This is a genomic window from Lysinibacillus sp. KU-BSD001 (genome assembly GCF_042920265.1).
Lineage (GTDB): Bacteria > Bacillota > Bacilli > Bacillales_A > Planococcaceae > Lysinibacillus_B.
Genome location: NZ_JBDQZI010000013.1, coordinates 55,483 through 79,353, shown reverse-complemented (window position 1 = coordinate 79,353; position 23,871 = coordinate 55,483). Strand labels below are relative to the sequence as shown.

25 protein-coding genes, 1 pseudogene and 1 other annotated feature are annotated in these 23,871 nt (G+C 40.7%); of the genes and pseudogenes, 24 read left to right on the top strand and 2 right to left on the bottom strand.

The window, feature by feature from the left end; all coding sequences use genetic code 11:
• Positions 1 to 118: 118 nt before the first annotated feature.
• The 5 genes from adh to AAGS61_RS16725 all read left to right on the top strand — a co-directional run bounded on the left by adh (position 119) and on the right by AAGS61_RS16725 (position 5,144).
• Positions 119 to 1,639: an aldehyde dehydrogenase gene (adh, locus tag AAGS61_RS16745; protein WP_391374432.1), complete on the top strand. Its 1,521-nt coding sequence runs from the start codon at positions 119 to 121 to the stop codon at positions 1,637 to 1,639.
• Between the two features lie 18 nt (positions 1,640 to 1,657).
• Entirely contained in the window at positions 1,658 to 2,017 is a 360-nt protein-coding gene (locus tag AAGS61_RS16740; RefSeq protein WP_391374429.1) for a DUF779 domain-containing protein, read from the top strand.
• A 127-nt stretch (positions 2,018 to 2,144) separates the two neighbouring features.
• Positions 2,145 to 3,122, top strand: coding sequence for a DUF4003 family protein (locus AAGS61_RS16735; protein ID WP_391374427.1), 978 nt, complete (start codon positions 2,145 to 2,147; stop codon positions 3,120 to 3,122).
• A gap of 14 nt (positions 3,123 to 3,136) precedes the next feature.
• Positions 3,137 to 4,564 (top strand): aldehyde dehydrogenase family protein, encoded by a 1,428-nt coding sequence (locus AAGS61_RS16730; RefSeq protein WP_391374424.1) that lies wholly within the window; start codon positions 3,137 to 3,139, stop codon positions 4,562 to 4,564.
• Between the two features lie 100 nt (positions 4,565 to 4,664).
• A complete protein-coding gene (locus AAGS61_RS16725; RefSeq protein ID WP_391374421.1) occupies positions 4,665 to 5,144 on the top strand; it encodes an acyl-CoA thioesterase in 480 nt (159 codons plus the stop codon).
• A 63-nt stretch (positions 5,145 to 5,207) separates the two neighbouring features.
• Here AAGS61_RS16725 and AAGS61_RS16720 read toward each other — a convergent pair whose 3' ends face one another.
• A complete protein-coding gene (locus AAGS61_RS16720) occupies positions 5,208 to 6,524 on the bottom strand; it encodes a globin-coupled sensor protein (RefSeq protein WP_391374419.1) in 1,317 nt (438 codons plus the stop codon).
• Between the two features lie 218 nt (positions 6,525 to 6,742).
• Between AAGS61_RS16720 and AAGS61_RS16715 the strand changes: the two genes are divergently transcribed.
• From AAGS61_RS16715 to radA, 7 genes are all read left to right on the top strand, one after another.
• Entirely contained in the window at positions 6,743 to 6,958 is a 216-nt protein-coding gene (locus AAGS61_RS16715; protein ID WP_391374416.1) for an acyltransferase, read from the top strand.
• Between the two features lie 113 nt (positions 6,959 to 7,071).
• Positions 7,072 to 7,377, top strand: a complete 306-nt coding sequence (locus tag AAGS61_RS16710) for a DUF4870 domain-containing protein (RefSeq protein WP_391374413.1) — start codon at positions 7,072 to 7,074, stop codon at positions 7,375 to 7,377.
• A 445-nt stretch (positions 7,378 to 7,822) separates the two neighbouring features.
• A complete protein-coding gene (locus AAGS61_RS16705; protein ID WP_391374410.1) occupies positions 7,823 to 8,299 on the top strand; it encodes a CtsR family transcriptional regulator in 477 nt (158 codons plus the stop codon).
• Positions 8,296 to 8,841, top strand: a complete 546-nt coding sequence (locus AAGS61_RS16700) for a UvrB/UvrC motif-containing protein (RefSeq protein ID WP_391374408.1) — start codon at positions 8,296 to 8,298, stop codon at positions 8,839 to 8,841. The genes AAGS61_RS16705 and AAGS61_RS16700 overlap by 4 nt, the downstream gene beginning before the upstream one ends.
• Entirely contained in the window at positions 8,838 to 9,944 is a 1,107-nt protein-coding gene (locus AAGS61_RS16695) for a protein arginine kinase (RefSeq protein ID WP_391374405.1), read from the top strand. Before AAGS61_RS16700 ends, AAGS61_RS16695 begins: the two co-directional genes overlap by 4 nt.
• Positions 9,934 to 12,378 carry an ATP-dependent Clp protease ATP-binding subunit gene (locus AAGS61_RS16690; protein WP_391374402.1) on the top strand — a complete coding sequence of 815 codons (2,445 nt, stop codon included), beginning with the start codon at positions 9,934 to 9,936 and terminating at the stop codon, positions 12,376 to 12,378. Before AAGS61_RS16695 ends, AAGS61_RS16690 begins: the two co-directional genes overlap by 11 nt.
• A gap of 132 nt (positions 12,379 to 12,510) precedes the next feature.
• Complete coding sequence (gene radA / locus AAGS61_RS16685) at positions 12,511 to 13,887, top strand: DNA repair protein RadA (RefSeq protein ID WP_391374399.1); 1,377 nt, start codon at positions 12,511 to 12,513, stop codon at positions 13,885 to 13,887.
• Positions 13,888 to 14,017: 130 nt separating this feature from the next.
• Here the strand turns inward: radA and AAGS61_RS20920 are convergent.
• Positions 14,018 to 14,149, bottom strand: a pseudogene (locus AAGS61_RS20920) (acetate uptake transporter); the annotation flags it as partial.
• A gap of 373 nt (positions 14,150 to 14,522) precedes the next feature.
• Between AAGS61_RS20920 and AAGS61_RS16675 the strand changes: the two are divergent.
• The 12 genes from AAGS61_RS16675 (at position 14,523) to secE (ending at position 23,788) form a co-directional block, all read left to right on the top strand.
• Entirely contained in the window at positions 14,523 to 15,593 is a 1,071-nt protein-coding gene (locus tag AAGS61_RS16675; protein WP_391374396.1) for a PIN/TRAM domain-containing protein, read from the top strand.
• A gap of 16 nt (positions 15,594 to 15,609) precedes the next feature.
• Complete coding sequence (gene ispD, locus AAGS61_RS16670; RefSeq protein WP_391374393.1) at positions 15,610 to 16,296, top strand: 2-C-methyl-D-erythritol 4-phosphate cytidylyltransferase; 687 nt, start codon at positions 15,610 to 15,612, stop codon at positions 16,294 to 16,296.
• Positions 16,297 to 16,310: 14 nt separating this feature from the next.
• Complete coding sequence (gene ispF, locus AAGS61_RS16665; RefSeq protein WP_391374391.1) at positions 16,311 to 16,787, top strand: 2-C-methyl-D-erythritol 2,4-cyclodiphosphate synthase; 477 nt, start codon at positions 16,311 to 16,313, stop codon at positions 16,785 to 16,787.
• Between the two features lie 144 nt (positions 16,788 to 16,931).
• Entirely contained in the window at positions 16,932 to 18,392 is a 1,461-nt protein-coding gene (gene gltX / locus AAGS61_RS16660) for a glutamate--tRNA ligase (RefSeq protein ID WP_391374388.1), read from the top strand.
• 86 nt (positions 18,393 to 18,478) lie between these two features.
• Positions 18,479 to 18,694, top strand: a binding site (T-box leader).
• A 169-nt stretch (positions 18,695 to 18,863) separates the two neighbouring features.
• Entirely contained in the window at positions 18,864 to 19,517 is a 654-nt protein-coding gene (gene cysE, locus AAGS61_RS16655) for a serine O-acetyltransferase (protein WP_391374385.1), read from the top strand.
• Positions 19,514 to 20,914 (top strand): cysteine--tRNA ligase, encoded by a 1,401-nt coding sequence (cysS, locus tag AAGS61_RS16650; RefSeq protein ID WP_391374382.1) that lies wholly within the window; start codon positions 19,514 to 19,516, stop codon positions 20,912 to 20,914. Before cysE ends, cysS begins: the two co-directional genes overlap by 4 nt.
• Positions 20,915 to 20,918: 4 nt before the next feature.
• Entirely contained in the window at positions 20,919 to 21,332 is a 414-nt protein-coding gene (locus tag AAGS61_RS16645; RefSeq protein WP_391374379.1) for a Mini-ribonuclease 3, read from the top strand.
• A 3-nt stretch (positions 21,333 to 21,335) separates the two neighbouring features.
• Positions 21,336 to 22,088 (top strand): 23S rRNA (guanosine(2251)-2'-O)-methyltransferase RlmB, encoded by a 753-nt coding sequence (gene rlmB / locus AAGS61_RS16640; RefSeq protein WP_391374376.1) that lies wholly within the window; start codon positions 21,336 to 21,338, stop codon positions 22,086 to 22,088.
• Between the two features lie 5 nt (positions 22,089 to 22,093).
• Positions 22,094 to 22,606: an NYN domain-containing protein gene (locus AAGS61_RS16635; protein WP_391374550.1), complete on the top strand. Its 513-nt coding sequence runs from the start codon at positions 22,094 to 22,096 to the stop codon at positions 22,604 to 22,606.
• A gap of 69 nt (positions 22,607 to 22,675) precedes the next feature.
• Positions 22,676 to 23,323, top strand: coding sequence for an RNA polymerase sporulation sigma factor SigH (sigH, locus tag AAGS61_RS16630; protein WP_391374373.1), 648 nt, complete (start codon positions 22,676 to 22,678; stop codon positions 23,321 to 23,323).
• Positions 23,324 to 23,403: 80 nt separating this feature from the next.
• Positions 23,404 to 23,553: a 50S ribosomal protein L33 gene (gene rpmG, locus AAGS61_RS16625; RefSeq protein ID WP_391374370.1), complete on the top strand. Its 150-nt coding sequence runs from the start codon at positions 23,404 to 23,406 to the stop codon at positions 23,551 to 23,553.
• Between the two features lie 49 nt (positions 23,554 to 23,602).
• Entirely contained in the window at positions 23,603 to 23,788 is a 186-nt protein-coding gene (gene secE / locus AAGS61_RS16620) for a preprotein translocase subunit SecE (protein WP_391374367.1), read from the top strand.
• The last annotated feature ends 83 nt before the right edge of the window (positions 23,789 to 23,871 follow it).

Sequence of the window (23,871 nt, the reverse complement as noted above, 5' to 3'; positions counted from 1 at the left end):
GAAATTATTTCCCTTTTCTGACAATATAGTAATTGGAAATACCTTTCATAGTTATATAGGGATGGCAGCACTGAGCAGGTATTTAACGAATACATTTAAGCAAAGGGGCGATTTTTCAATGGTTTATGCATTTCCAAACACAGAAGGGGCGTTAGTCAATTTCAAGGAGCGTTACGACAATTATATTGGTGGTAAATGGACGCCACCTGTAAAAGGGCAATACTTCGAGAATGTAACGCCTGTTACAGGGAAAGTGTTCACACAAGCAGCACGTTCAACAGCAGAAGATATTGAATTAGCGCTAGATGCAGCACATGAAGCAAAAGAGGCATGGGGCAAAACATCCGCTACAGAGCGTAGCAATATTTTACTGAAAATCGCTGATCGTATTGAACAAAATCTTGAAACGCTAGCAATTGCTGAGTCATGGGATAACGGGAAAGCCGTACGTGAAACGTTAAATGCGGATTTACCGCTTGCGATTGATCATTTCCGTTATTTTGCGGGTGCCGTTCGTGCACAAGAAGGCGCACTGAGCCAAATTGATGACAATACAGTTGCGTATCATTTCCATGAACCAATTGGTGTAGTTGGACAAATTATTCCTTGGAACTTCCCATTGCTAATGGCTGTTTGGAAGCTTGCACCAGCCCTAGCAGCAGGAAATTGTGTTGTGTTAAAGCCAGCTGAGCAAACGCCTGTTTCGATTCTAGTATTAATGGAACTCATTGAAGATTTGTTACCGCCTGGTGTATTAAATATTGTCAATGGCTTCGGCTTAGAAGCAGGTAAACCATTAGCCCAAAGTCCACGTATCGGTAAAGTAGCATTTACAGGAGAAACGACGACAGGACGCTTAATTATGCAATATGCGTCTCAAAACTTAATCCCTGTAACACTAGAATTAGGTGGTAAATCACCGAATATTTTCTTTGAAGATGTCATGGCATATGACGATGAATTTTTAGATAAAGCGGTAGAAGGCTTTGTATTATTTGCGTTAAACCAAGGCGAAGTGTGTACATGTCCTTCACGTGCACTCATTCAAGAGTCGATTTACGATAAATTTATGGAGCGCGTACTTCAACGTGTGGAAGCCATTCAAACAGGAAACCCACTTGATCCAAATACGATGATGGGTGCGCAAGCGTCTAGCGAGCAAATGGAGAAAATTTTATCGTATTTAGATATTGGTAAGCAAGAAGGGGCAGAATGTCTCATTGGCGGGGAGAAAAACAACCTAGGCAGTGAATTGTCAGATGGTTACTATATTAAACCGACCATTTTCAAAGGACATAATAAGATGCGTATTTTCCAAGAGGAAATCTTTGGTCCAGTTGTATCGGTGACGACATTTAAAACACCAGAAGAAGCTCTTGAGATTGCTAATGATACATTGTACGGATTAGGTGCAGGTGTTTGGACACGTGATATGAATACAGCTTATCGCTTCGGTCGTAGTATTCAAGCAGGGCGTGTATGGACAAACTGTTATCACCAATATCCAGCACATGCTGCATTTGGTGGTTACAAGATGTCAGGTGTTGGTCGTGAAAACCACAAAATGATGTTAAGTCACTATCAACAAACGAAAAATTTACTCGTGAGCTACAATCCAAATAAATTAGGCTTCTTCTAAGCGAGGGGAGGTGCGAGCATGACGGAGCGCGTGATAGCAACGGATGCGGCACTCGAACTAATTGAATTATTGAAACAACGCCACGGTCCTATTATGTTTCATCAGTCAGGAGGGTGTTGTGACGGGTCTGCCCCGATGTGCTATGAGCAAGGGGACTTGCTATTAGGAGATCAGGATGTACGGCTCGGTGAAATTGGCGACAGTCCATTTTACATGCATAAAAACCAATTTGAGTATTGGAAGCATACACAGCTCATTATTGATGTGGTAGATGGGAGAGGCGGCATGTTTTCGCTAGAAGGCGTAGAGGGGAAGCGTTTTTTAACGCGGTCCCGTGCTTTTACAACAGAAGAACTAGAAAAGCTTTCACGTGAATAAATGAGTGTAGGTAAAGTCTATTTGGGCTTTACCTGCACTTATTTTTATAGGAAATGATTTAAAGTATATTTTCTAAAACAAAGTAGCTTGAAAAGGCGTACAATAAAGTAAAGGAGTGGTAGTCCATATGTATACACACTTTATTCAGAAACTAGAAACGAATTATGACAAGGTATTTAACTACACAGGTGGACAGCCAGACTTGCAGATTGTGATCTCTTTAGCTGCTCAATATACGTATGCAGGTCGTACTTATAGTGGGTTAGAGCATCAAGCGATCATTGATCAGTTGGCATGTAATGAGTCTATTAATGTGTTTAGTACATATGGTAGTGACATTCGTTTGCAATATAAGATAGCTGCAGATTTAGTATTGAAAGGGAATGTAAAGGAGCATCTAGCACAATTAAATAAGAACGATCGCCTATTAGCCGAATGTGGTTTTAGTCGCTCTTTATACCGAATGGTGAGTGCCTTTTTTGTAAAGGATGTAGCACATGGCATGCGCGCGAAGAAGCTGTATGACGAGATGAATAAATACCATCCTATGTTAACAAGAAAAAGCGATTTTCCGTTTGCCATTCTGCTAACAGCAAATAATACCGAAAGTGCATCAGCACACGCCCAGACGATGAATCATTATTTTAAGAGTCTACGTGAACGAGGATTTAAACTAAGTGATGCACTGCAATCATTAACACAAATTTTAATGTTTTTTGATGTGCACGAGCATAAAGAGCTTGTCGATTATGTCGCTCAATTAAAAATAGAATTTGAGCATCGCGGTGTACAAGTGAAAAAAATACATTATCCATTTATCGGGCTACTCGCTTTAACAGCTACGGATTTACAGCTAGTAGAGGAAATTGTAAAACTGGAGCAACAGTTAAGGAGCTCTAGAGTCACAAACGGTGTCAAAGAGCTAGGATTAATTATTGCAATTCAAAAGCTTGTTTTTGATTATGCAGAGGTACAGCAGGCCATTCATACGACTCAAATGACAAGTTGGGCCGATTTGCTTCAATTTAGTGATGGTTTACTTTATTTTTCATTTCATTTTATAGATGGATTAACCGATTTACTGGATATCAACTTGAACTTTTAATGGAGGTGTCTTTTATGCAAGAGACAAAATTATGGATTAATGGACAATGGGAACAAGCACAAAGCACATATGAGTTAACATCACCTTATTCTGGTGAAATGATCGCAAAAGTAGCTAAGGCAAACAGTCAAGATGTGGAACGTGCTATTGAAGGGGCACATGAAGCATTTCAAGTATTTAAGAAAACAACAGCGTATGAACGGGCGGAAATATTATATAAAGTGGTAGACATTATGCGTAAGCGTAAACAGGAGCTAGCAGAAATTTTAGCAAAAGAAGCAGCAAAACCGATTTCAGCAGGGGTAGCTGAGATAGACCGGACAATTGCGACGTATCAGTTTTCAGCAGAGGCCGCTAAGCAATCAACAGGTGAAACAGTACCGATGGATGCTGCACCCGGTATTACAGATCGTATTGGCTATACAAAACGCATTCCGCTTGGTGTCGTCAGTGCGATTACACCGTTTAATTTTCCATTCAATTTAGTTGCCCATAAATTAGGCCCTGCTTTTGCGGTCGGGAATACGGTTGTATTAAAACCAGCAACACAAACACCTCTTAGTGCAATCATCATGGCCGACATTTTTAAAGAAGCAGGTTTACCAGACGGCTGCTTGCAAATTGTGACAGGTTCAGGTGGGGAGCTGAGCGATACGCTTGTTGCGCATCCACATGTCAAAAAAGTGACGTTTACAGGTAGTGGAGTAGTCGGATTAAAGCTAAAAGAAAAAGTAGGTTTACGTAAAATCACACTAGAGCTAGGATCAAATGCCGCTGTGATTGTGGAGCCATCTGCGCCAATTGAGAAGATTGTTTCACGTGCAGTCAGTGGGGCTTTTGGATTTGCAGGACAAGTATGTATATCGTTGCAGCGTATTTACGTGCATACGTCCATTTACGATGAGTTTGTGCGTCAATTTGTTATGGAAACGAAAAAGCTACGTGTAGGGGATCCGCTAGATGCAAATACCGATGTTAGTGCAATGATTCATCCAAACGAGGTAGAGCGGATAAAGGCTTGGATAGAAGAGGCAAAAATACAAGGAGCCGTTATCGCAACAGGAGCAGAATTTACGGAGCGTACGTTATCCCCTACCGTCGTGACGAATGTAACAGCACAAATGAAAATCGTATGTGAAGAAACATTTGCCCCAATTGTTTCGATTGTTTCATATGAAACATTGACCAAAGCAATTGCACTTGTAAATGAATCGGAACTAGGCTTAAATGCAGGGATTTATACAAATGTATTAACAGATGCCATGTATGCGGCAGACGAGTTAGAGGCTGGTGCAGTGATGATTAATGATATTCCGACATTCCGTGTAGACCATATGCCGTATGGTGGTGTAAAAATGAGTGGATACGGTAAAGAAGGGGTAAAATATGCTATAGACGAAATGACGAATTTGAAGTTTATCACAATTAAAACAACTTTTTAACGTAATTTAATACAGGGGTTTGTTATTTTGGAAAAGTATTTGAACGCGGTGTTTTTAAAGTGTTACAGTTAAATTATCATCTTTTAGGGAGTGCAGAATTATGGGAAACACTGTGCCAATGAGCTATTCACGCACACATCAAACACGTTTAATTATGCCGTCCGACACCAACCATCATCAATCTATTTTTGGTGGCCAAGTATTGCGATATATTGATGAAATTGCTGCTCTCGCTGCAATGAAGCATTCAAAAGGAGAGGTCGTCACCGCATCCATTGACTCAGTAGACTTCGTATCGTCTGCTTATGCAGGGGATGTATTAGAGTTGGAGTCTGTTGTAACGTGTACAGGGCGGTCATCAATGGAAGTATACGTACGTGTGATTTGCCGAGATTTAAAATCAGGTGCAGAACGTTTGACAACGGAATCATTCGTGACAATGGTGGCGATTGATGAACAAGGTAAACCACGTGAAGTGCCAGAAATTTACCCAGAAACCGAAACCGAACGTAGACTTTTCGAAACAGGCCCGATGCGTCGCGAACATCGTAAAATGAAGCGTGAAGTGAAACACCGCTAATAAAAGAGGGCACACAGAAAATAAAGCTTTCTGTGTGCCCTCTTAGCTAGGTGGTATACATACTCATTCTGCCGAAAGTTCGGTAACAACGGCAATTAATTGGTCAGAGGATGATGAAACATGATTTGCGCCTTGTGATAATTCAGTAATATAGTTCGAAATGTTTTGAATATCTTCTGACGTACTCATATATTGTGTGCGAATTCCTGATACAGCTTCAGCAATTGCACTGAAGGATTCGGTTAACTCATGCTGTGTTTCGACACTCACTTTTACTTGAGAGTCTACACTGTTCACGGCATCCGCCATGCTCACAATATTATTCTCCGTTTCTTTAATTAGTATCGATACGTTTTGGACGGCGGTTTTTGTTTCTTCCGCCAGCTTTCTCACTTCATTTGCTACGACTGCAAATCCTTTCCCTTGTTCACCTGCGCGGGCTGCTTCAATGGAAGCATTTAATGCGAGCAAGTTTGTTTGATCGGCAATACCTGTTACGAGCCCTACAATATCTGAGATTTTTTGCGATGATATGCGTAGTTCATCCATTGAAGATTCTAATATATCGACACGCTCTAAAATCGTATCCATTAAGTCTGTTTGTGTAGCTAAATGCTTTTTGCCAAGATTTGATTTACTTTCGGTTTCTTCTACGAAATCTAAGCCTTGATGTGTAGCGGCAGCAATTTCATCTGTTTGCACTGCGATTGCTTCCAGAGAAGACGTTGTGTCAACACTAATCACATTTAATTCCTGTGCTGTACGTTGAATGGTATTAATTAAATGTAATTTTACTTCTTCTGCTTGTGTACGGATGCGTTCCTCTTCCTGTTCATAAGCTTCGATAACAAGTTGCTGTTCAAAGTTAATAATTTTTGAAAATGCATTAATAGCTAGGGCTGTTTCATGCGTAGATAAGTTTAATGTTTCGATAAACTCGATGAAAGTCGTCATCAGTGATTGAAATGATGCTAAGTACCATTTAGATTTTAGCCCAATACGAACATGGGCATGTGCAATCACTTTTCGTTCTTCAATGTATGCGCTATCAATTTTTCCATTAAAAATATCGGATAAATGTTTGTGAAGCGTTATTTTTAATTTGTCGATACGTGTTGACCGATTAATAATGGCCAGAAGTGCTTCGCTTTGGCTAATGGCATGATAAAACTGATTGACCATTAAAGGAATGAAATCTTGGGCATAAGGTTGTAGTTGCTTTAAAATCGCTAAGTCCTTTTTCGTTAAATTCAGTAATTGTAACTGTTTCATTAATTCTGGATAAGCAGAAAGACTTAATTCTACCTGTTGGGTATATTTCTCTACTTGGAAAAATGTTGCTTTTGCTTTTTCGCGTGACTTGTTAAAAAAGTTAATCATCGCCATTCCCCATTCTCTATATATTCATAAGATTATATCGTCACTCTTTATTATGTAATTTTACTATTAAATTGAACTTTTTGTCTGCATTATGTATAAAATTTCTATAGTTCTTCTGAAAATTTTGTTACAGATAATAGAAATAAGCAAGTGTTTGTACTTCAGAATTAAACAAGTTAAAATGATAGATAGTAAAAAAAATGTAAAGGAAGTTTACAATGAAATTTCATAAAAAGCGTTTAAAATTTGTTATACCGATAACAGTAATCGTCGCAGTTGCTTCTACATTTATGCTATTCAATCGTTATGAAGAGGTTGCATCGAAGGACAAGTTTTTAATATTGCTAAGCGCAACCATCTTTACAGCTATTATCTCATATTTGCTATTTCCGCAGGACGGAGATAACCCAGATGATGTCGGACCATATAAATAAATGTTTATAGCCATCTTAAAATAATAAGGTGGTTGTTTTATTTTTTGAAACTAATTTGCGCTTCATGCGTATATGTACTATAAGGAAATGTTCGACAAGGGAGGTTATATCGAATGGAAGAAAAGTGGTCGAAAGTATTGATTCATGCTAGTGCATTCTTTGCGCCGGTGCTTGTACCGATTCTATTCTTTTTAATTAGTTCAGACGATCAGATCAAGCGCTTATCTATTCAGGCGCTATTATTCCAAGGTGTGATGTGGGTATTAACAACGGTTTCAATTATCTTCTCTTTTATCTTAATTGGTCTTCCGTTTTTAATTGTTTTCGGGTTAATGTTACTCGTTGTTCCAATTATCGGTATTGTAAAAGCGTTAAACGATTCACATTGGGATTATCCAATTGTTGGTCGTTGGGTATAATTCATAGGCAAAACGGCAAAGTCTTTAATAACAAAGATTTTGCCGTTTTTTTATTTTCTCAAAAGGGTTCAATATCAAAATATGTTCTTGATTAAAAAATGTAGGATTCTAAAAGCACATGGAGTGAAGGGCGGCGAGTGTAGCTGACGGCATACGCCTTTCGCTACAGAGCAAAGCTTCCAGCGGGAAAAGCGAGATAGTCGAGACCCCGCAGGAAATTTATTTGCGACGAAAGCGTAGCGACAGGAGTAGCGAAGAATGAGCGACGAGGAGGCTTGACCTCGCCCGCGGAAAGCGCCCGCCGTAACGGAATGTGCAGTCAAGTACACGTTTTGGTGAAGAGCCTTCAAAAGGGTAGACTTTTTATTTGCAAAACAATTTTGTGATTTTTATAATAAAGTCAAAGATAGTCAAAGTCAGTAAATGAACTGGGGTGAGCATAAACATGAGGAATATCTCAGACATTATTGAAGGTTATTTAAAGCAAATTATCGAATTAGAAGGACAGGGACATATTGAAGTAAAACGTAGTGAGTTGGCAGATAAGTTTCAATGTGTGCCGTCGCAAATAAATTACGTTATTAATACAAGATTTACAGCAGAGCGCGGTTATTTGGTCGAGAGTAAGCGCGGTGGTGGCGGATATATTCGTATTTTACGTGTTGAATCGCATTCAAAGCAGGCATTATTTGATGAGATGCTAAGACAAATTGATGCGAATGCACCCCAAGTGGCAGCAGAGCATATCGTGTATCGTTTAATTGATGAAGAGATACTATCCAAAAGAGAGGCAAAGCTAATGCTTGCAGCGATGGATCGTAACACTTTACAAATGCCGTTACCGATGCGAGATGAGATTCGCGCACGTATTTTAAAGGCAATGTTAATAACGTTGAAATTTGAAAGGGGTGACAGAACATGATTTGTGAGCATTGTAAGCAGCGACATGCTACTGTGACCATAACACAAATAAAAAATGGTACTAAATTGGAGCGCCATTATTGTGAAATATGTGCAGGGAAATTTCATCCGTTTCAAGTTGAAATACAAGAGGAGCCTGTATCGATTCATCAGCTCATGTCAGATTGGTTTAGCTTACCGAAATGGAAAAGCAAAGTGCAGGAAGAAACGCAACCAAAGAAGCAACAAGGTACTTGCCCATCCTGTGGCTTTACGTACAGGCAATTCTTGAAAGTCGGTAAATTTGGCTGTGCACAGTGTTACCACACATTTCGTGATCAATTACCACAAGTTCTCAAACGTTTGCAAGCGGATGTAAAGCATATCGGTAAAAAGCAAACGGAAGAATATCAATTTATCAACTATCAAAAACAAATTGAACTCATTCGCCAACAAATGCAACAAGCGATTGCAGAGGAGCGCTTTGAAGATGCAGCTAGGCTGCGTGATGAGGTGCGTGCAATCGAACAGAAGCTACATGTTGGAGGTGGGGAGACATCATGAATATAGAGCATTTTTTAAAACGTACGTTACCACCTTGGATTGAAGCAACGGATGAACATGCAGATATTGTGATTAGTACGAGAATACGCCTTGCTCGAAATTTAAGGGATACCCGTTTTCCTGCTAGTTTTTCAGAAGAGGATGCAAAACAAATAGACGACACCGTGTTACAAGCCCTTCTGTCTATTCGCAATGAGGGGAGAAGGTTTTCATATTTTCCGATGAAAGAAATGCCAACCTTACAACGACAAGTGCTTGTTGAGAAGCATTTAATTAGTCCGTACCTAGCTAATTGTGAAAAAACAGCGTCCGTTTTTTTAACAGAAGATGAATCAATGAGTGTTATGGTGAATGAAGAGGACCATATTCGTATACAATGCTTAGCAGCGGGGTTGCAACTACATGAAACATATACCCAGGCAAATGAGCTCGATCAATACTTAGAAGGGCAGCTCATGTATGCATACGATGGGCAACTAGGTTTTCTCACAAGCTGTCCAACAAACGTTGGTACGGGTCTACGTGCCTCTGTGATGATGCATTTACCAGCATTAACGATGACAAAACGTATGAATGTGTTAATTCAAACAATGGCAAGGTTAGGAATGGTCGTACGGGGGATATATGGCGAAGGTAGTGAAAATCTAGGTAACATTTATCAGATTTCTAATCAAATTACACTTGGAAAATCAGAGCGTGATATTTTAGATGATTTACAAAATGTAGTGGAACAAATTATTCAAAAAGAACATGAGGCAAGAAAACAACTATTTGCTCGCGCGCCTATTGCATTGGAGGATCGACTGTATCGTTCGCTCGGTACATTAATGTATGCGCGTATATTATCGAGTGAGGAAGCGGCATCTTGTTTATCCAATGTCCGCTTAGCAGTCGGCTTACAACTAATTTCAGATATTTCACTTAATCAATTGAATGAATGCATGTTACTCATTCAACCTGGTTTTATACAGCAATATGCTGGTACAACATTGCAAACGACCGAGCGTGATATTTTCCGCTCGAAATTACTGCAAGAAAAATTAGCAACACATCGTCGAAATGAGCCTACAAATGGAAAGGGAGAGGATTTGTATGATGTTTAATCGTTTTACGCAGCGTGCACAAAAAGTTTTACAATTAGCGCAGGAAGAAGCGATTCGTTGGAAACACGAGTCGATTGGAACAGAGCATATTTTACTTGGTCTTATCCGTGAAGGTGGTGGCATTGCGGCCAAAGCATTAGAAGCGATTGATATTAGCCCTCAAATGATTGAATCAGGTATTGAGGAACTCGTTGGGAAAGGGAAAGAAAATGTCGGTCCGATTGTGCATTACACACCACGTGCGAAAAAAGTCATTGAACTTTCAGTCGATGAATCACGTAAATTAGGCCACTCTTATATCGGAACAGAACATATTTTATTAGCCTTAATTCGTGAAGGAGAAGGGGTAGCGGCACGCGTATTAGCGAATACAGGCGTTAGTTTAAACAAAGCGCGCCAACAAGTATTATTATTACTTGGCAATAACGATACAAATGCCTCAGGTAATCAAGCGCAAAGCCAAGCAGCTAATACACCAACGCTGGACGGTCTAGCGCGCGATTTAACAGCGATTGCGCGTGAAGGGGCACTGGATCCAGTAATTGGTCGTTCAAAAGAAATTACACGTGTCGTAGAAGTATTATCTCGTCGTACGAAGAACAACCCGGTGTTAATCGGGGAGCCGGGTGTGGGTAAAACAGCGATTGCAGAAGGCTTAGCACAACAAATCGTGAACAATGAAGTGCCCGAAACATTACGTGATAAGCGTGTTATGACACTCGATATGGGAACGGTTGTCGCGGGTACAAAATACCGTGGTGAGTTTGAGGACCGTTTGAAAAAGGTCATGGATGAAATTCGTCAAGCAGGGAATATCATTCTATTTATCGATGAGCTACACACATTAATTGGTGCAGGTGGAGCGGAAGGTGCGATTGACGCATCGAACATTTTAAAACCATCGCTTGCACGTGGGGAATTACAATGTATTGGTGCAACGACACTGGATGAGTACCGTAAATATATCGAAAAGGATGCCGCTTTAGAACGTCGCTTCCAACCGATTCAAGTAGATGAGCCAACAATTGATGAAACGATTCAAATTATGAAAGGGTTACGTGATCGCTACGAAGCACATCATCGTGTCAAAATTACAGATGAAGCATTAGAGGCTGCCGCTAAACTATCAGACCGCTACATTTCAGATCGCTTCTTGCCAGATAAGGCGATTGATTTAATGGATGAAGCCGGTTCGAAAGTGCGCTTACGTTCATTCACAGTGCCACCAAATTTAAAAGAGCTTGAAAATAAACTGGAAAATGTACGCTCTGAGAAAAATGCCGCGGTACAAAGCCAAGAGTTTGAAAAAGCTGCCGCATTACGTGATACAGAGCAAAAGATAAAAGAAGAGCTTGAACAAACGAAAAAAGCGTGGAAAGAGAAGCAAGGAAAAGAAGAATCAGAAGTCACAGTAGATGATATTGCCATGGTAGTGGCGATGTGGACTGGAATTCCAGTATCCAAGATTGCACAAGAAGAGTCTGCGAAGCTTTTAAACCTTGAGGAAGAATTGCATAAGCGTGTTGTTGGTCAAGGAGAGGCAGTTGAAGCGATTTCACGTGCCATTCGTCGTGCCCGTGCTGGACTAAAAGATCCGAAGCGTCCAATCGGTTCATTCATCTTCTTAGGGCCAACGGGTGTAGGGAAAACAGAACTTGCCCGTGCGCTTGCTGAAGTCATGTTTGGGGATGAAGATGCGATGATTCGCATTGATATGTCCGAGTACATGGAGAAGCATTCGACATCTCGATTAGTTGGTGCCCCTCCAGGTTATGTAGGATTCGATGAAGGCGGACAATTAACAGAAAAAGTACGTCGCAAACCGTACTCCGTTGTCTTACTAGATGAGATTGAAAAAGCACATCCGGACGTATTCAACATCCTGCTACAAGTATTAGATGATGGTCGCTTAACAGACTCTAAAGGACGTGTAGTCGATTTCCGTAATACAGTCGTGATTATGACATCGAACGTCGGCGCAGATGCCCTAAAATACCAAAAAAACCTAGGCTTCAGCGTGGGCGATACAGACTCAAAATATAAAGATATGAAAGCGACAATGCTGGAAGAATTGAAAAAGGCCTTCCGCCCAGAATTCTTAAACCGTATTGATGAAATGATTGTGTTCCATTCATTAGAGAAGGATCACTTAAAAGAAATTGTGTCCTTCATGGCAAATGCATTAACAAAACGTCTAAAAGAGCAACATATTGAACTGGAGCTAACAGATGCGGCACTTAAGAAAATTGCCGAAGAAGGATACGATCCACAATACGGTGCCCGCCCAATTCGTCGTGCATTACAAAAACATGTAGAAGACCGCTTATCAGAGGAACTATTAAAAGGGAACGTACTTACAGGTCAAGTTGTTGTATTTGACTACGTAGAAGGTGACTTTAAAGTTCGAGGAAAAGAAAAGGCTGTAGAGGCTTAATACCTTAAAATGCCCAGCACTCGCTCTAGCAAGCGAGTGCTTTTTTAGCATAAATCTAATTAGTACTCAGAATAGAACATCCCTCCTCTTTTTTGTACAATAGATATAAGAACAAATACTTGGGAGAATGATATGGCAAAAAAGAAAACGAAATTTATGTGTAACGATTGCGGCTATGAGTCGGCGAAGTGGATGGGGCGTTGTCCAGGTTGTGGCAACTGGAATACGATGGTGGAGGAAGTGGAAATCGTATCAAAAGGTCCGCGCGGTGCATTCCAGCATTCGGTTTCGACGACCCAAAAGGCAACCCCTCTTATTAACGTAGAAACAATGGAAGAAACGCGAATTGTCACCGAGATGGGGGAGTTAAACCGCGTGCTTGGTGGGGGGATTGTGGCAGGCTCCCTCGTATTAATCGGCGGAGATCCAGGTATCGGAAAGTCAACGCTATTGCTACAAGTGTCTGCGTTATTATCGAATCGGGGGCACCGTGTGTTATATATTTCCGGTGAGGAATCCGTTCGCCAAACGAAATTACGGGCAGAGCGATTAGGAGTTAAATCACCGGAGCTGTATATTTACTCTGAAACGAATATGGAATTTCTTCATCAAACAATTGAAGAGGTGCAGCCGAAGTTTGTCATCGTCGATTCTATCCAAACGGTGCATCATCCGGAAGTAACGAGTGCACCAGGAAGCGTTTCGCAAGTACGTGAATGTACAGCAGAGCTTATGCGCATCGCCAAGACAAAAAATATTGCGATTTTCCTTGTCGGACACGTGACGAAGGAAGGTCAAATTGCAGGGCCGCGTATTTTGGAGCATATGGTCGATACCGTGCTCTATTTTGAAGGGGAACGTCATCATAACCATCGTATTTTACGTAGCCAAAAAAACCGTTTTGGTTCAACGAATGAAATTGCGATTTTTGAGATGTTACATGGCGGTTTAAAGGAAGTATTAAATCCGTCTGAGATGTTTTTACAGGAGCGTTCGCAAGGGGCACCAGGTTCAACGATTGTGGCATCTATGGAAGGAACACGCCCGATTTTAGTAGAAGTGCAGTCACTTGTCACACCGACAAGTTTTAATTATCCAAAGCGTATGGCCACAGGGGTTGACCAAAATCGTGTGCAACTATTGATGGCTGTGTTAGAAAAGCGAATGGGGATGCTACTGCAAGCACAGGATGCTTATATTAAAGTGGCAGGTGGTGTCAAGCTAGATGAGCCAGCCATTGATCTAGCCGTCCTGACATCGATCGTGTCTAGCTTTAAAGACCAAGCCGTTCGTGCAACAGATTGTTTTATCGGCGAAGTGGGTTTGACGGGTGAGGTGCGTCGTGTGAGTCGCATTGAGCAACGTGTGCAAGAGGCAGCCAAGCTCGGATTTAAACGTGCCTTTATTCCGACTTCTAACTTAGGCGGTTGGGATTTCCCAGAAGGCATTCAAGTTATCGGCGTCGAGACGATTGCTGATAGCTTACGTGCCTGTTTTAATGATTTATAAAAATGAAAATGCTCGCCTCATAAAAAGGGGAGCATTTTAACTTTATATGTATGGATTAGCTTGTACGCAATACAGCTTGTTTTTTGCTTTGGGCTTTTTAATAAGGCCAAATGAGTGGAATAAAAGGCCTGATAAATAAGCAATCACTAAATACGAACATAAAGAATAATACTTTATTTGTTTCAAGGGTTCCGATTGTCATAAATAATGTGAAGATGAGATATCCTAAATACACGACACTTAATTGATGTGTATCAATTGCTAAACGAAAAAGTCCAACTGTAGAAAGATCAGCTGTTAGCACCTTGATTTCGTTTGTCTTTTCCAATATATTTTCTCATCTTTTATGATGTTGCTTATCTCGAATAGGTAGAGTGTAATGCAAAAAGATTTTTGTAACTATATGCCATTAGGGTTTTGCTAGAACATGTGAATACTATAAAGCTTATAAAGTGATTTCGATAATATTTTGTGTAACATATAGGGCGAATTTTTAGTAAATAAGGATTTAAAAGAGTGTATTTTGTTATAAGGTACAAGAAAAAATTTTTGGCTGTTATAGCCCAAGAAACTGAGGTTTTTGCGTCGCTATGAAACGGGCAACTATGTATAATGAAAGAACGGAGGTGAAAAATGTGTTAAAGAAGGTCATTCAAGTTGCGTTTTTGTTTATCGGAGGGGCGTTAGGTCTAGTTTTTTTACCGCCATTATACGAACTTATTCATTTATCATCTAATCCTTGGATTAACAACCCTTATATTTCGGTAGCGTTAGGCGCAACTTTATTATTTGTGTTATCGTTCGGTTTATCCGATTACTTTGTTCGGCTGATTACATGGATGGAGGAAGTATTGTCTAAGGTACCAGTCGGGGATTTGTTATTTGGAACAGTCGGACTCATTATGGGGTTAAGTGTTTCCGCGTTATTTGGCTTTGCGATTAATAGTATTCAGCTACCGGTGATTACGGAAGTAACGCCAATTATTTTATCCATTATTTTAGGGTACTTAGGTTTCCGTGTCGGTTTTAATAAACGAGAAGAGTTTGTGCAATTGTTTACAAAATCCGGTCCATCGGCTAAAAAGAAGCAAGGAGAGCAAGAGGCGAAACTGTCACATAAGCTGTTGGATACGAGTGTCATTATCGACGGGCGTATTGCAGATATTTCAGAAACAGGCTTTATTGAGGGGACGCTTGTCGTACCGCAATTTGTCTTAACGGAGCTTCAACATATTGCGGATTCGTCCGATACGTTAAAGCGTACGCGCGGTCGTCGAGGGTTAGATATTTTAAAGCGCCTGCAAGATGAGCGGCAATCCAAGGTGTTAATTGTTGAGGAAGATTTTGAAGATGTGGCAGAAGTCGATTTAAAACTAGTCCGTCTAGCGAAAAAAATGGGCGCACAAATTTTAACTAATGATTTTAATTTAAATAAAGTATGTGAATTGCATCAAGTAAAAGTGTTAAATATTAATGATCTGGCAAATGCTGTCAAACCAGTCGTTATTCCTGGTGAGGATATGCAAGTTGTGGTCATTAAAGACGGTAAAGAGCAAAATCAAGGTGTGGCGTATTTAGATGATGGTACGATGATTGTTGTGGAAGGTGGTCGTAGCTATATCGGTCAAGCTATTACAGTAACGGTCACAAGTGTACTACAAACATCGGCCGGACGCATGATTTTTGCTAAGCCAAAAGATGATTAGAGTAGGAAGTGAAGATGTGCAATATGAAGTTGTACTGCCAGCTGCCGGTAGCGGAAAGCGTATGGGGGCAGGGCAAAACAAATTATTTTTACAACTAGTAGATAAACCTATTCTCGTTCATACATTACTTGTGTTTGAACAGGACGAAAATTGTACGGGGATTTGGCTTGCCGTGAAGGATGAGGAGCGGGCATTTATCCAGTCATTGCTCTCGGAATATGGCATTTCCAAAATAAAAGGTTTACCCACAGGTGGGGCAGAACGTCAACATTCCGTGCATTCATGTATTAAGGAGATGCGGGATGTAGCCATTGTCCTTGTACATGATGCCGCGCGTCCGTTTATCACCATACCAACCATTACCGAGCTAGCCAAAACAGCCTATGAGAAAGGGGCGGCCATTGCTGGTGTACGGGCAAAGGATACAATGAAAATTGTACGAGATGGCATCATTAAAGAGACTGTTGACCGCGATTCGCTCTGGATGATTCAAACACCGCAAGCATTCCGCTTTGATTTACTAGCAGAGGCAGAAGATGTAGCAGAAAAGGTTGGTTTTCTTGGTACAGATGAGGCGATGCTTGTAGAACGACTAGGCCATGACGTACACATCGTCGAAAGTAGTTATGAAAATGTTAAAATGACAACACAGGAAGATTTAATTTTTGGTGCGGCCATTTTAAAATCCCGTGCTAATTTATAGGAGGATATTGACTTATGTTTCGAGTAGGACAAGGCTACGATGTTCATGCATTTGCAGAGGGACGTCCATTAATTTTAGGGGGCATTGAAATTCCACATGACCGCGGGTTGCTTGGTCATTCTGATGCCGATGTATTGTTACATACCATTACAGATGCAGCATTAGGGGCCATTGGTGAGGGGGATATCGGGCGTCATTTCCCTGATACAGACCCTGAGTGGAAGGATGCAGATTCAGCAAAGCTTTTACAGTATATTTGGAAAATCGTTGAGGACAAAGGCTATGTGTTAGGGAATGTAGACGCAACAATTATTGCACAACGCCCGAAAATGGCGCCTTACATTGAACCGATGAAAAATCGTATTGCGGCGTTATTAAATGCTGATCCATCGCAAGTGAATGTGAAAGCGACAACGACAGAAAAGCTTGGCTTCACAGGACGTGAGGAAGGCATCGCGGCGCTAGCGACGATTTTACTTATTAAAAAATAAGGGCATTCCCAACGATATGCATCAATGAGCGCACGTCGAACGAAATTCGGCGTGCGTCACTTTTATTTGCGAATTGACAGTGGTAAAATGAACAGGATAAAAATTCGGTCGTTTTCAAAACGAAAAATGAGGAGGCAATTACACATGACGAAAGAAGTTCGTGTACGTTATGCACCATCTCCGACAGGTTTCTTACATATCGGTGGCGCGCGTACAGCACTATTTAACTATTTATATGCAAAACATCACAACGGTAAATTTATTGTCCGCATTGAAGATACAGATATCGAGCGTAATGTAGAGGGCGGCGAAGCTTCTCAACTTGATAACTTACGTTGGTTAGGTATTATCCCAGATGAATCCATTGATATTGGTGGTCCGTATGCGCCTTATCGCCAAATGGAGCGCTTAGACATTTATAAAAAGCATGCAGAAGAGTTATTAGAGCGCGGTATCGCATATAAATGTTTCTGTACGTCAGAAGAGCTTGAAGCATCACGTGAAGCGCAAAAAGCAAATGGTGTAGCAGCCCCGACGTATGATGGGAAATGCCGTCATTTAACAGCAGATGAAGTGGCAGCAAAAGAGGCAGCGGGTATTCCTTACACAATTCGCATGCGTGTACCAGCAGATGTCACATATAAATTTACAGATTTAGTGCGCGGTGAAGTTACATTCGAATCAAAAGACATCGGGGATTGGGTAGTAGTAAAAGCAAACGGTATTCCAACATACAACTATGCCGTCGTACTAGATGACCATTTTATGGACATTACACATGTATTCCGCGGGGAAGAGCATTTATCCAATACACCAAAGCAAATGATGATTTTTGATGCATTTGGCTGGGCATATCCAGCATACGGTCATATGACATTAATCGTAAATGAAGAGCGCAAAAAATTATCGAAACGTGATGAAACGATTATCCAGTTCGTTGCCCAATATAAAGACCTTGGTTATTTACCAGAAGCGATGTTTAATTTCTTTGCATTACTTGGCTGGTCACCAGAAGGAGAAGAGGAAATCTTCTCACATGATGAGTTTGTGACAATGTTCGATGAGAAGCGTTTATCGAAATCACCATCGATGTTTGATAAAACAAAGCTTACGTGGATGAATAACCAATACATCAAAAAATTATCACGTGAAGACGTGGTAGCACTAGCATTACCACACTTACAAAAAGCAGGCGTATTGCCAATGGAGCTAACAGCGGAACAACAAGCATGGGCTGCAGAGTTAATCGGCCTTTATCATGAGCAAATGAGCTATGGTGCTGAAATTGTGGAGTTATCAAGCCTATTCTTTACAGAAGAGATTGCATACAATGATGAAGCAAAAGAAGTATTAGCAGGTGAAACAGTACCAGCTGTCATGGCAGCGTTTAAGGCGCAGCTTGAAGCGCTTGATGCATTCGATGCAGAATCCATCAAGGCGGCCATTAAAGCAGTGCAAAAAGAAACAGGCGCTAAAGGGAAAAACTTGTTTATGCCAATCCGTGTCGTGACAACGGGTCAAACGCACGGTCCAGAGCTACCGAATGCCATTGCTTTAATCGGAAAAGAAAAAGCGATTGCACGCGTAGAAAAGTTCGCTAACTAAGCAGAACTATTGATTTTTGACAAAATTTATGTACAATGGATGTACATTGTAACGAATTGAATAAACTAAAGTGTAAAGCTTTAGTAAAAAAAGCGTGGAGAAGGAGAAGTACACAATAGTTAGAGCTTGTTAGAGAGGACTATCATCGGCTGAAAGTAGTCTAAGCCCGCTATGTGGAAATGCACCTTTGAGTACTGAGCTGAAAAAAGTAGGCGAAGTCGAGTTGTTCTCGTTACTGAACATCAAAGGGGAAGGCATGTCCTTCAATTCAGAGTGGAACCGCGCAAATAAGCGTCTCTGTCATCAAGTGATGACAGGGGCGTTTTTTCTTTGCAGATAGGAAAGGTGAATATTTGCAAAGAAATGTTTTTCTTAAGTAAAAAGCGGATCGTTGTGAAGAGCTAGAAGCTACTAGTGTCAAATAACGGAGCCTTATGCGAAATAGTAAAATGAAAGGGAGGATTACGGGCAATGTTTAAATGGATAAAAGAGGATATCGATACGATTTTTGAAAATGATCCAGCAGCGCGAAGTGTGATAGAAGTAGTGTTAACGTATTCGGGTTTACATGCTACGTGGGCACATCGCATCGCCCATTGGTTTTATAAGCGGAAATTTTATTTTATTGCGCGGGCCATTTCACAAATTAGCCGTTTCTTTACCGGTATTGAAATCCACCCTGGTGCCAAAATTGGACGCCGATTTTTCATTGACCATGGCATGGGGGTTGTAATAGGGGAAACGTGTGAAATTGGCGATAATGTGACACTCTATCAAGGTGTGACACTAGGTGGTACAGGAAAAGAAAAAGGAAAACGTCACCCAACATTGCATGATAACGTCCTAGTAGCAACAGGCGCAAAAGTATTAGGTTCGATTACAATTGGGGAAAATAGTAAAGTAGGTGCAGGGTCTGTTGTCTTAAAGGATGTACCACCGAATGCAACGGTTGTAGGGATTCCTGGGAAAATCGTCATTAAAGATGGCGTTCGTTATGCAGAAGAGAAAAAATTAGATCATCATAATATTCCTGACCCAGTCGGTGATCGTTGTGATACGTTGGAGAAGACACTCGAACTTTTACAACAGGAAATCACATTGTTAAAAAAGGAGCAAAAACAATGAGCATTCAAATTTTTAATTCTTTAACAAGACAAAAAGAAGCGTTTATCCCGCTTGAAGAAGGCAAAGTAAAAATGTATGTATGCGGACCTACCGTATATAACTATATTCATATTGGCAATTCACGCCCGGTCATTGTGTACGATACAGTGCGTCGCTATTTACAATATGCTGGCTATGATGTGAAATTTGTTTCGAATTTTACAGATGTGGATGACAAAATTATTAAAGCAGCAAATGAGCTTGGTGAGGAAGTATTTGAGTTAACAGAGCGCTTTATCGCTGCGTACTTTGATGATATTACAGCGTTAGGTTGTCAAAAGGCAGATGTACACCCGCGTGTAACGGATCATATGGAAGCCATTATTGAGTTTATTCAAGTTCTAATTGACAAAGGTTACGCATATGAATCCGCAGGCGATGTATATTATCGGACACGTAAATTCCACGGCTACGGTAAATTAAGTCATCAATCGATTGACGATTTAAAAGTGGGCGCGCGTATTGAAGCGGGTGAGAAAAAAGAAGATCCACTTGATTTCGCCCTGTGGAAAGCGGCCAAACTAGGTGAGATTAAGTGGGAAAGCCCGTGGGGAGAAGGGCGTCCTGGCTGGCACATTGAGTGTTCTGTTATGGCGCGGGAGCACTTAGGTGATACAATTGATATTCATGCAGGTGGTCAGGATTTAACATTCCCGCACCATGAAAATGAAATTGCACAATCAGAAGCGCATACAGGAAAAACATTTGCCCGTTACTGGATGCATAATGGCTATATTAATATCGATAACGAGAAAATGTCGAAGTCACTAGGTAATTTCGTACTCGTGAACGATATTCGGAAGCAAATTGATCCGCAAGTGCTCCGATTTTTCATGTTAAGTGTTCATTACCGTCATCCAATTAACTTCGCACAAGATTTAGTAGAAGCAGCACATGCGGGATTAGAACGTTTACGTACAGCTTATGCCAATGTCCAACATCGCCTGTCGGCTACAACAGGCCTTGGCCAAGCGAGCGATGAATGGTTAGCAAAAGTGACGGCTGTTAGGGCACAATTTGAAGAAGCGATGAATGATGACTTTAATACGGCCAATGCGATTTCAGCGTTATTTGAGTTAGCCCGTATTGCGAATACGTACTTAAACGAGAGCAATACAGAAGAAGTTGTATTACAAGCATTTATCGAGACATTCGATACATTGGGGCATGTGTTAGGAATTCACTTTGCACAAGAAGTAGAACTGCTTGATGAGGAAATTGAAGCACTAATCGAAGAGCGCAATCAAGCCCGTAAAAATCGTGATTTTGCCCGTTCAGATGAAATCCGCGATCAACTATTAAACATGAATATTATACTAGAGGATACTCGTCAAGGAACGCGTTGGAAACGAGGATAACGATATGACGAAACTTCGATTAGAAGATGTAAAGCAATTAAATGCGTTAGCGCTTGCTTATATGGGAGATGCCGTACTCGAACAAAGCGTACGGCAGCATCTCTTGTTAGCGGGACGTGTCAAACCGAATACATTGCATAAAGAAGCGACAAAATATGTGTCAGCGAAGGCACAATCAGCGATTGTCCATCGCATGATAGATGAAAGTTTTTTAACAGAAGAGGAATTGGCAGTTTTCCGTCGAGGACGTAATGCGAAATCTGGTACCGTACCAAAAAACACAGACGTTCAAACATATCGGAATAGTTCGGGTTTTGAGGCAGTGCTAGGCTATTTATATTTAATGCAACAAACAGAACGTGTATATGAAATCATCGATTATGCAATAGACATCATCGAACAGCGAAAAGGAGTGTAATAGATGGCGGAACAAAATAGCGAAATGATCGCAGGAAAAAATCCGGTATTAGAAGCGCTTCGTTCAGGTCGTGAAATCAATAAATTATGGATTGCAGAAGGCGTTAAAAAAACAGGAATTAACGAGCTTTTAGATTTAGCCCGTGAGCGTGGTGTACTTGTCCAGTTCGTACCAAAGAAAAAGGTAGAACAATTAACAGATGCCAATCATCAAGGGATTGTCGCATCTGTTGCTGCGTATCGATATGCAGAATTAGAAGATTTATTTGCTGCGGCAGCGAAAAAACAAGAAGATCCGTTTTTCTTAATTTTAGATGAGTTAGAGGACCCACATAATTTAGGTTCCATTATGCGTACAGCAGACGCAATCGGTGTACATGGTATTATCATTCCGAAGCGTCGTGCAGTTGGTTTAACTGCTGTTGTCGCAAAGGCTTCCACTGGCGCCATCGAGCATGTGCCTGTTGTACGTGTCACGAATTTAGCGCAGACGGTGGACGAGCTAAAAGAACGCGGCATTTGGATTGCAGGGACAGACGCAAAAGGGTCTGCGGACTATCGTAAAATGGATGCTACGCTACCATTAGCCATCATTATCGGAAGTGAAGGGAAAGGGATGAGTACTTTACTTAAGAAAAAGTGTGACTTCCTTTATCATTTACCAATGGTTGGTCATGTGACGTCGTTAAATGCTTCTGTTGCAGCGGCACTTCTGATGTATGAAGTGTACCGTAAACGCCAAGAACAGAACGGCTAGCAGTGATGCAAAATATTTTGCTAGTAGACGGCTACAATATGATTGGTGCGTGGAAAGCTTTACGTTCACTACGAGATGAAAATTTTGAAGATGCGCGCGACCGACTTGTGGAGCTGATGGCGGAATATAAAGCGGTAAAAGGTTGGCGCGTCATCGTTGTATTTGATGCGCACCTTGTACCTGGTACGGAACAGTTATATGTAAAGCATGATATAGAAGTGATTTATACACGTAAAAATGAAACTGCTGATGAACGTATTGAAAAGCTATCCCATGATTTAAAGGGACGTAAAATTCAAATTCATGTAGCCACATCGGATATGACAGAACAGAATGTTGTATTTGGATATGGGGCATTACGCAAGTCTGCGCGTGAACTTGAAATTGAGATGGGGATTATTCAATCGGATATATCCCAAAAGGTGAAAACAACACAAAGTGAAAAGCCGTCTAGACGTATTCACCTATCGGACGATGTCGCGTTAACGCTTGAAAAATGGCGTAGGGGATTAAAATAACTTATTGACCGTTATTTTCCAATTCTATTATACTGTTTCTAATGATTCTGGCGTACTGGGGTGAGAATATTGCTTAAAAGCGAAAAATTGCAAGTAATAGAGCGATTTGAAGATATTTCAGATGAAGATATTGTAGAACAAGTTCATTTAGGCAATACAGAAGCGTTAGATTATTTAATTACAAAATATCGTGTATTTGTGAAAGCGAAAGCGCGTTCTTATTTTTTGATTGGTGCAGATAAAGAGGATATTATCCAAGAAGGAATGATTGGGCTGTATAAAGCGATTCGCGATTTTAAAGGGGACAAGTTGGCATCGTTCCGTGCGTTTGCAGAGCTATGCATTACGCGGCAGATTATTACCGCGATTAAAACAGCGACCCGGCAAAAACATATTCCACTCAATTCCTATGTGTCACTCGATAAACCAATTTACGATGAAGAATCGGAACGTACACTGATGGATGTTATTACAAGTCCTCTATCAGAAAATCCAGAATATTTAATGATTAATAGAGAAGATTATAGTAGATTAGAAGGACAAATGAGTCGTGTATTAAGTGAACTCGAACAGCAAGTACTCGTTTTATATTTAGAAGGACGTTCTTATAATGAAATCTCAAGGTTGCTCAAGCGTTCAACGAAGTCCATTGACAATGCGTTGCAACGAATTAAGCGTAAGTTAGAACGTCATTTAGAGTTTAGTGAATTGTTTTAGAGACACGGTTCGTTTGTTGACAGCATGCCTATTAGGTGTTAGTCTTGATTAGACAAAATGCCGAAATAGGTGAGGTTTGAATGGCCAAAAAAGTCATTTTAAGCTGTGGAAAATGCGGCTCTAGAAACTATTCAATACCAGCGAAATCTGAGAAAGAGGCAACACGCCTTGAGTTAAAAAAGTTTTGTTCGCATTGTAATGAACATACGATGCACAAACAAACGTTATAAATTGATGGATCAGCTAAAGAAGCGATTGGTGCGGAGGTTAAGCTAGAAAATGAGCAAGATTACAAATTTTTTAAGTGAAGTCGGCTCAGAAATGCGTAAAACAAGCTGGCCTAAAAGTAAAGAGTTAACAAAATATACAGTTGTTGTTATTGCCACTGTTATTTTCTTTGCTTTATACTTTACGGTAGTGGATTTAGGTGTTTCAGAGGCATTGCGTTGGTTCTTGGAACTGTAAAAAATAGTATATTGATGAAATAGCCCGTATCCTTTAGAAACAACGGGTTTTTTCATTTGGCTAAAAATTTGTGTCGCGTACAA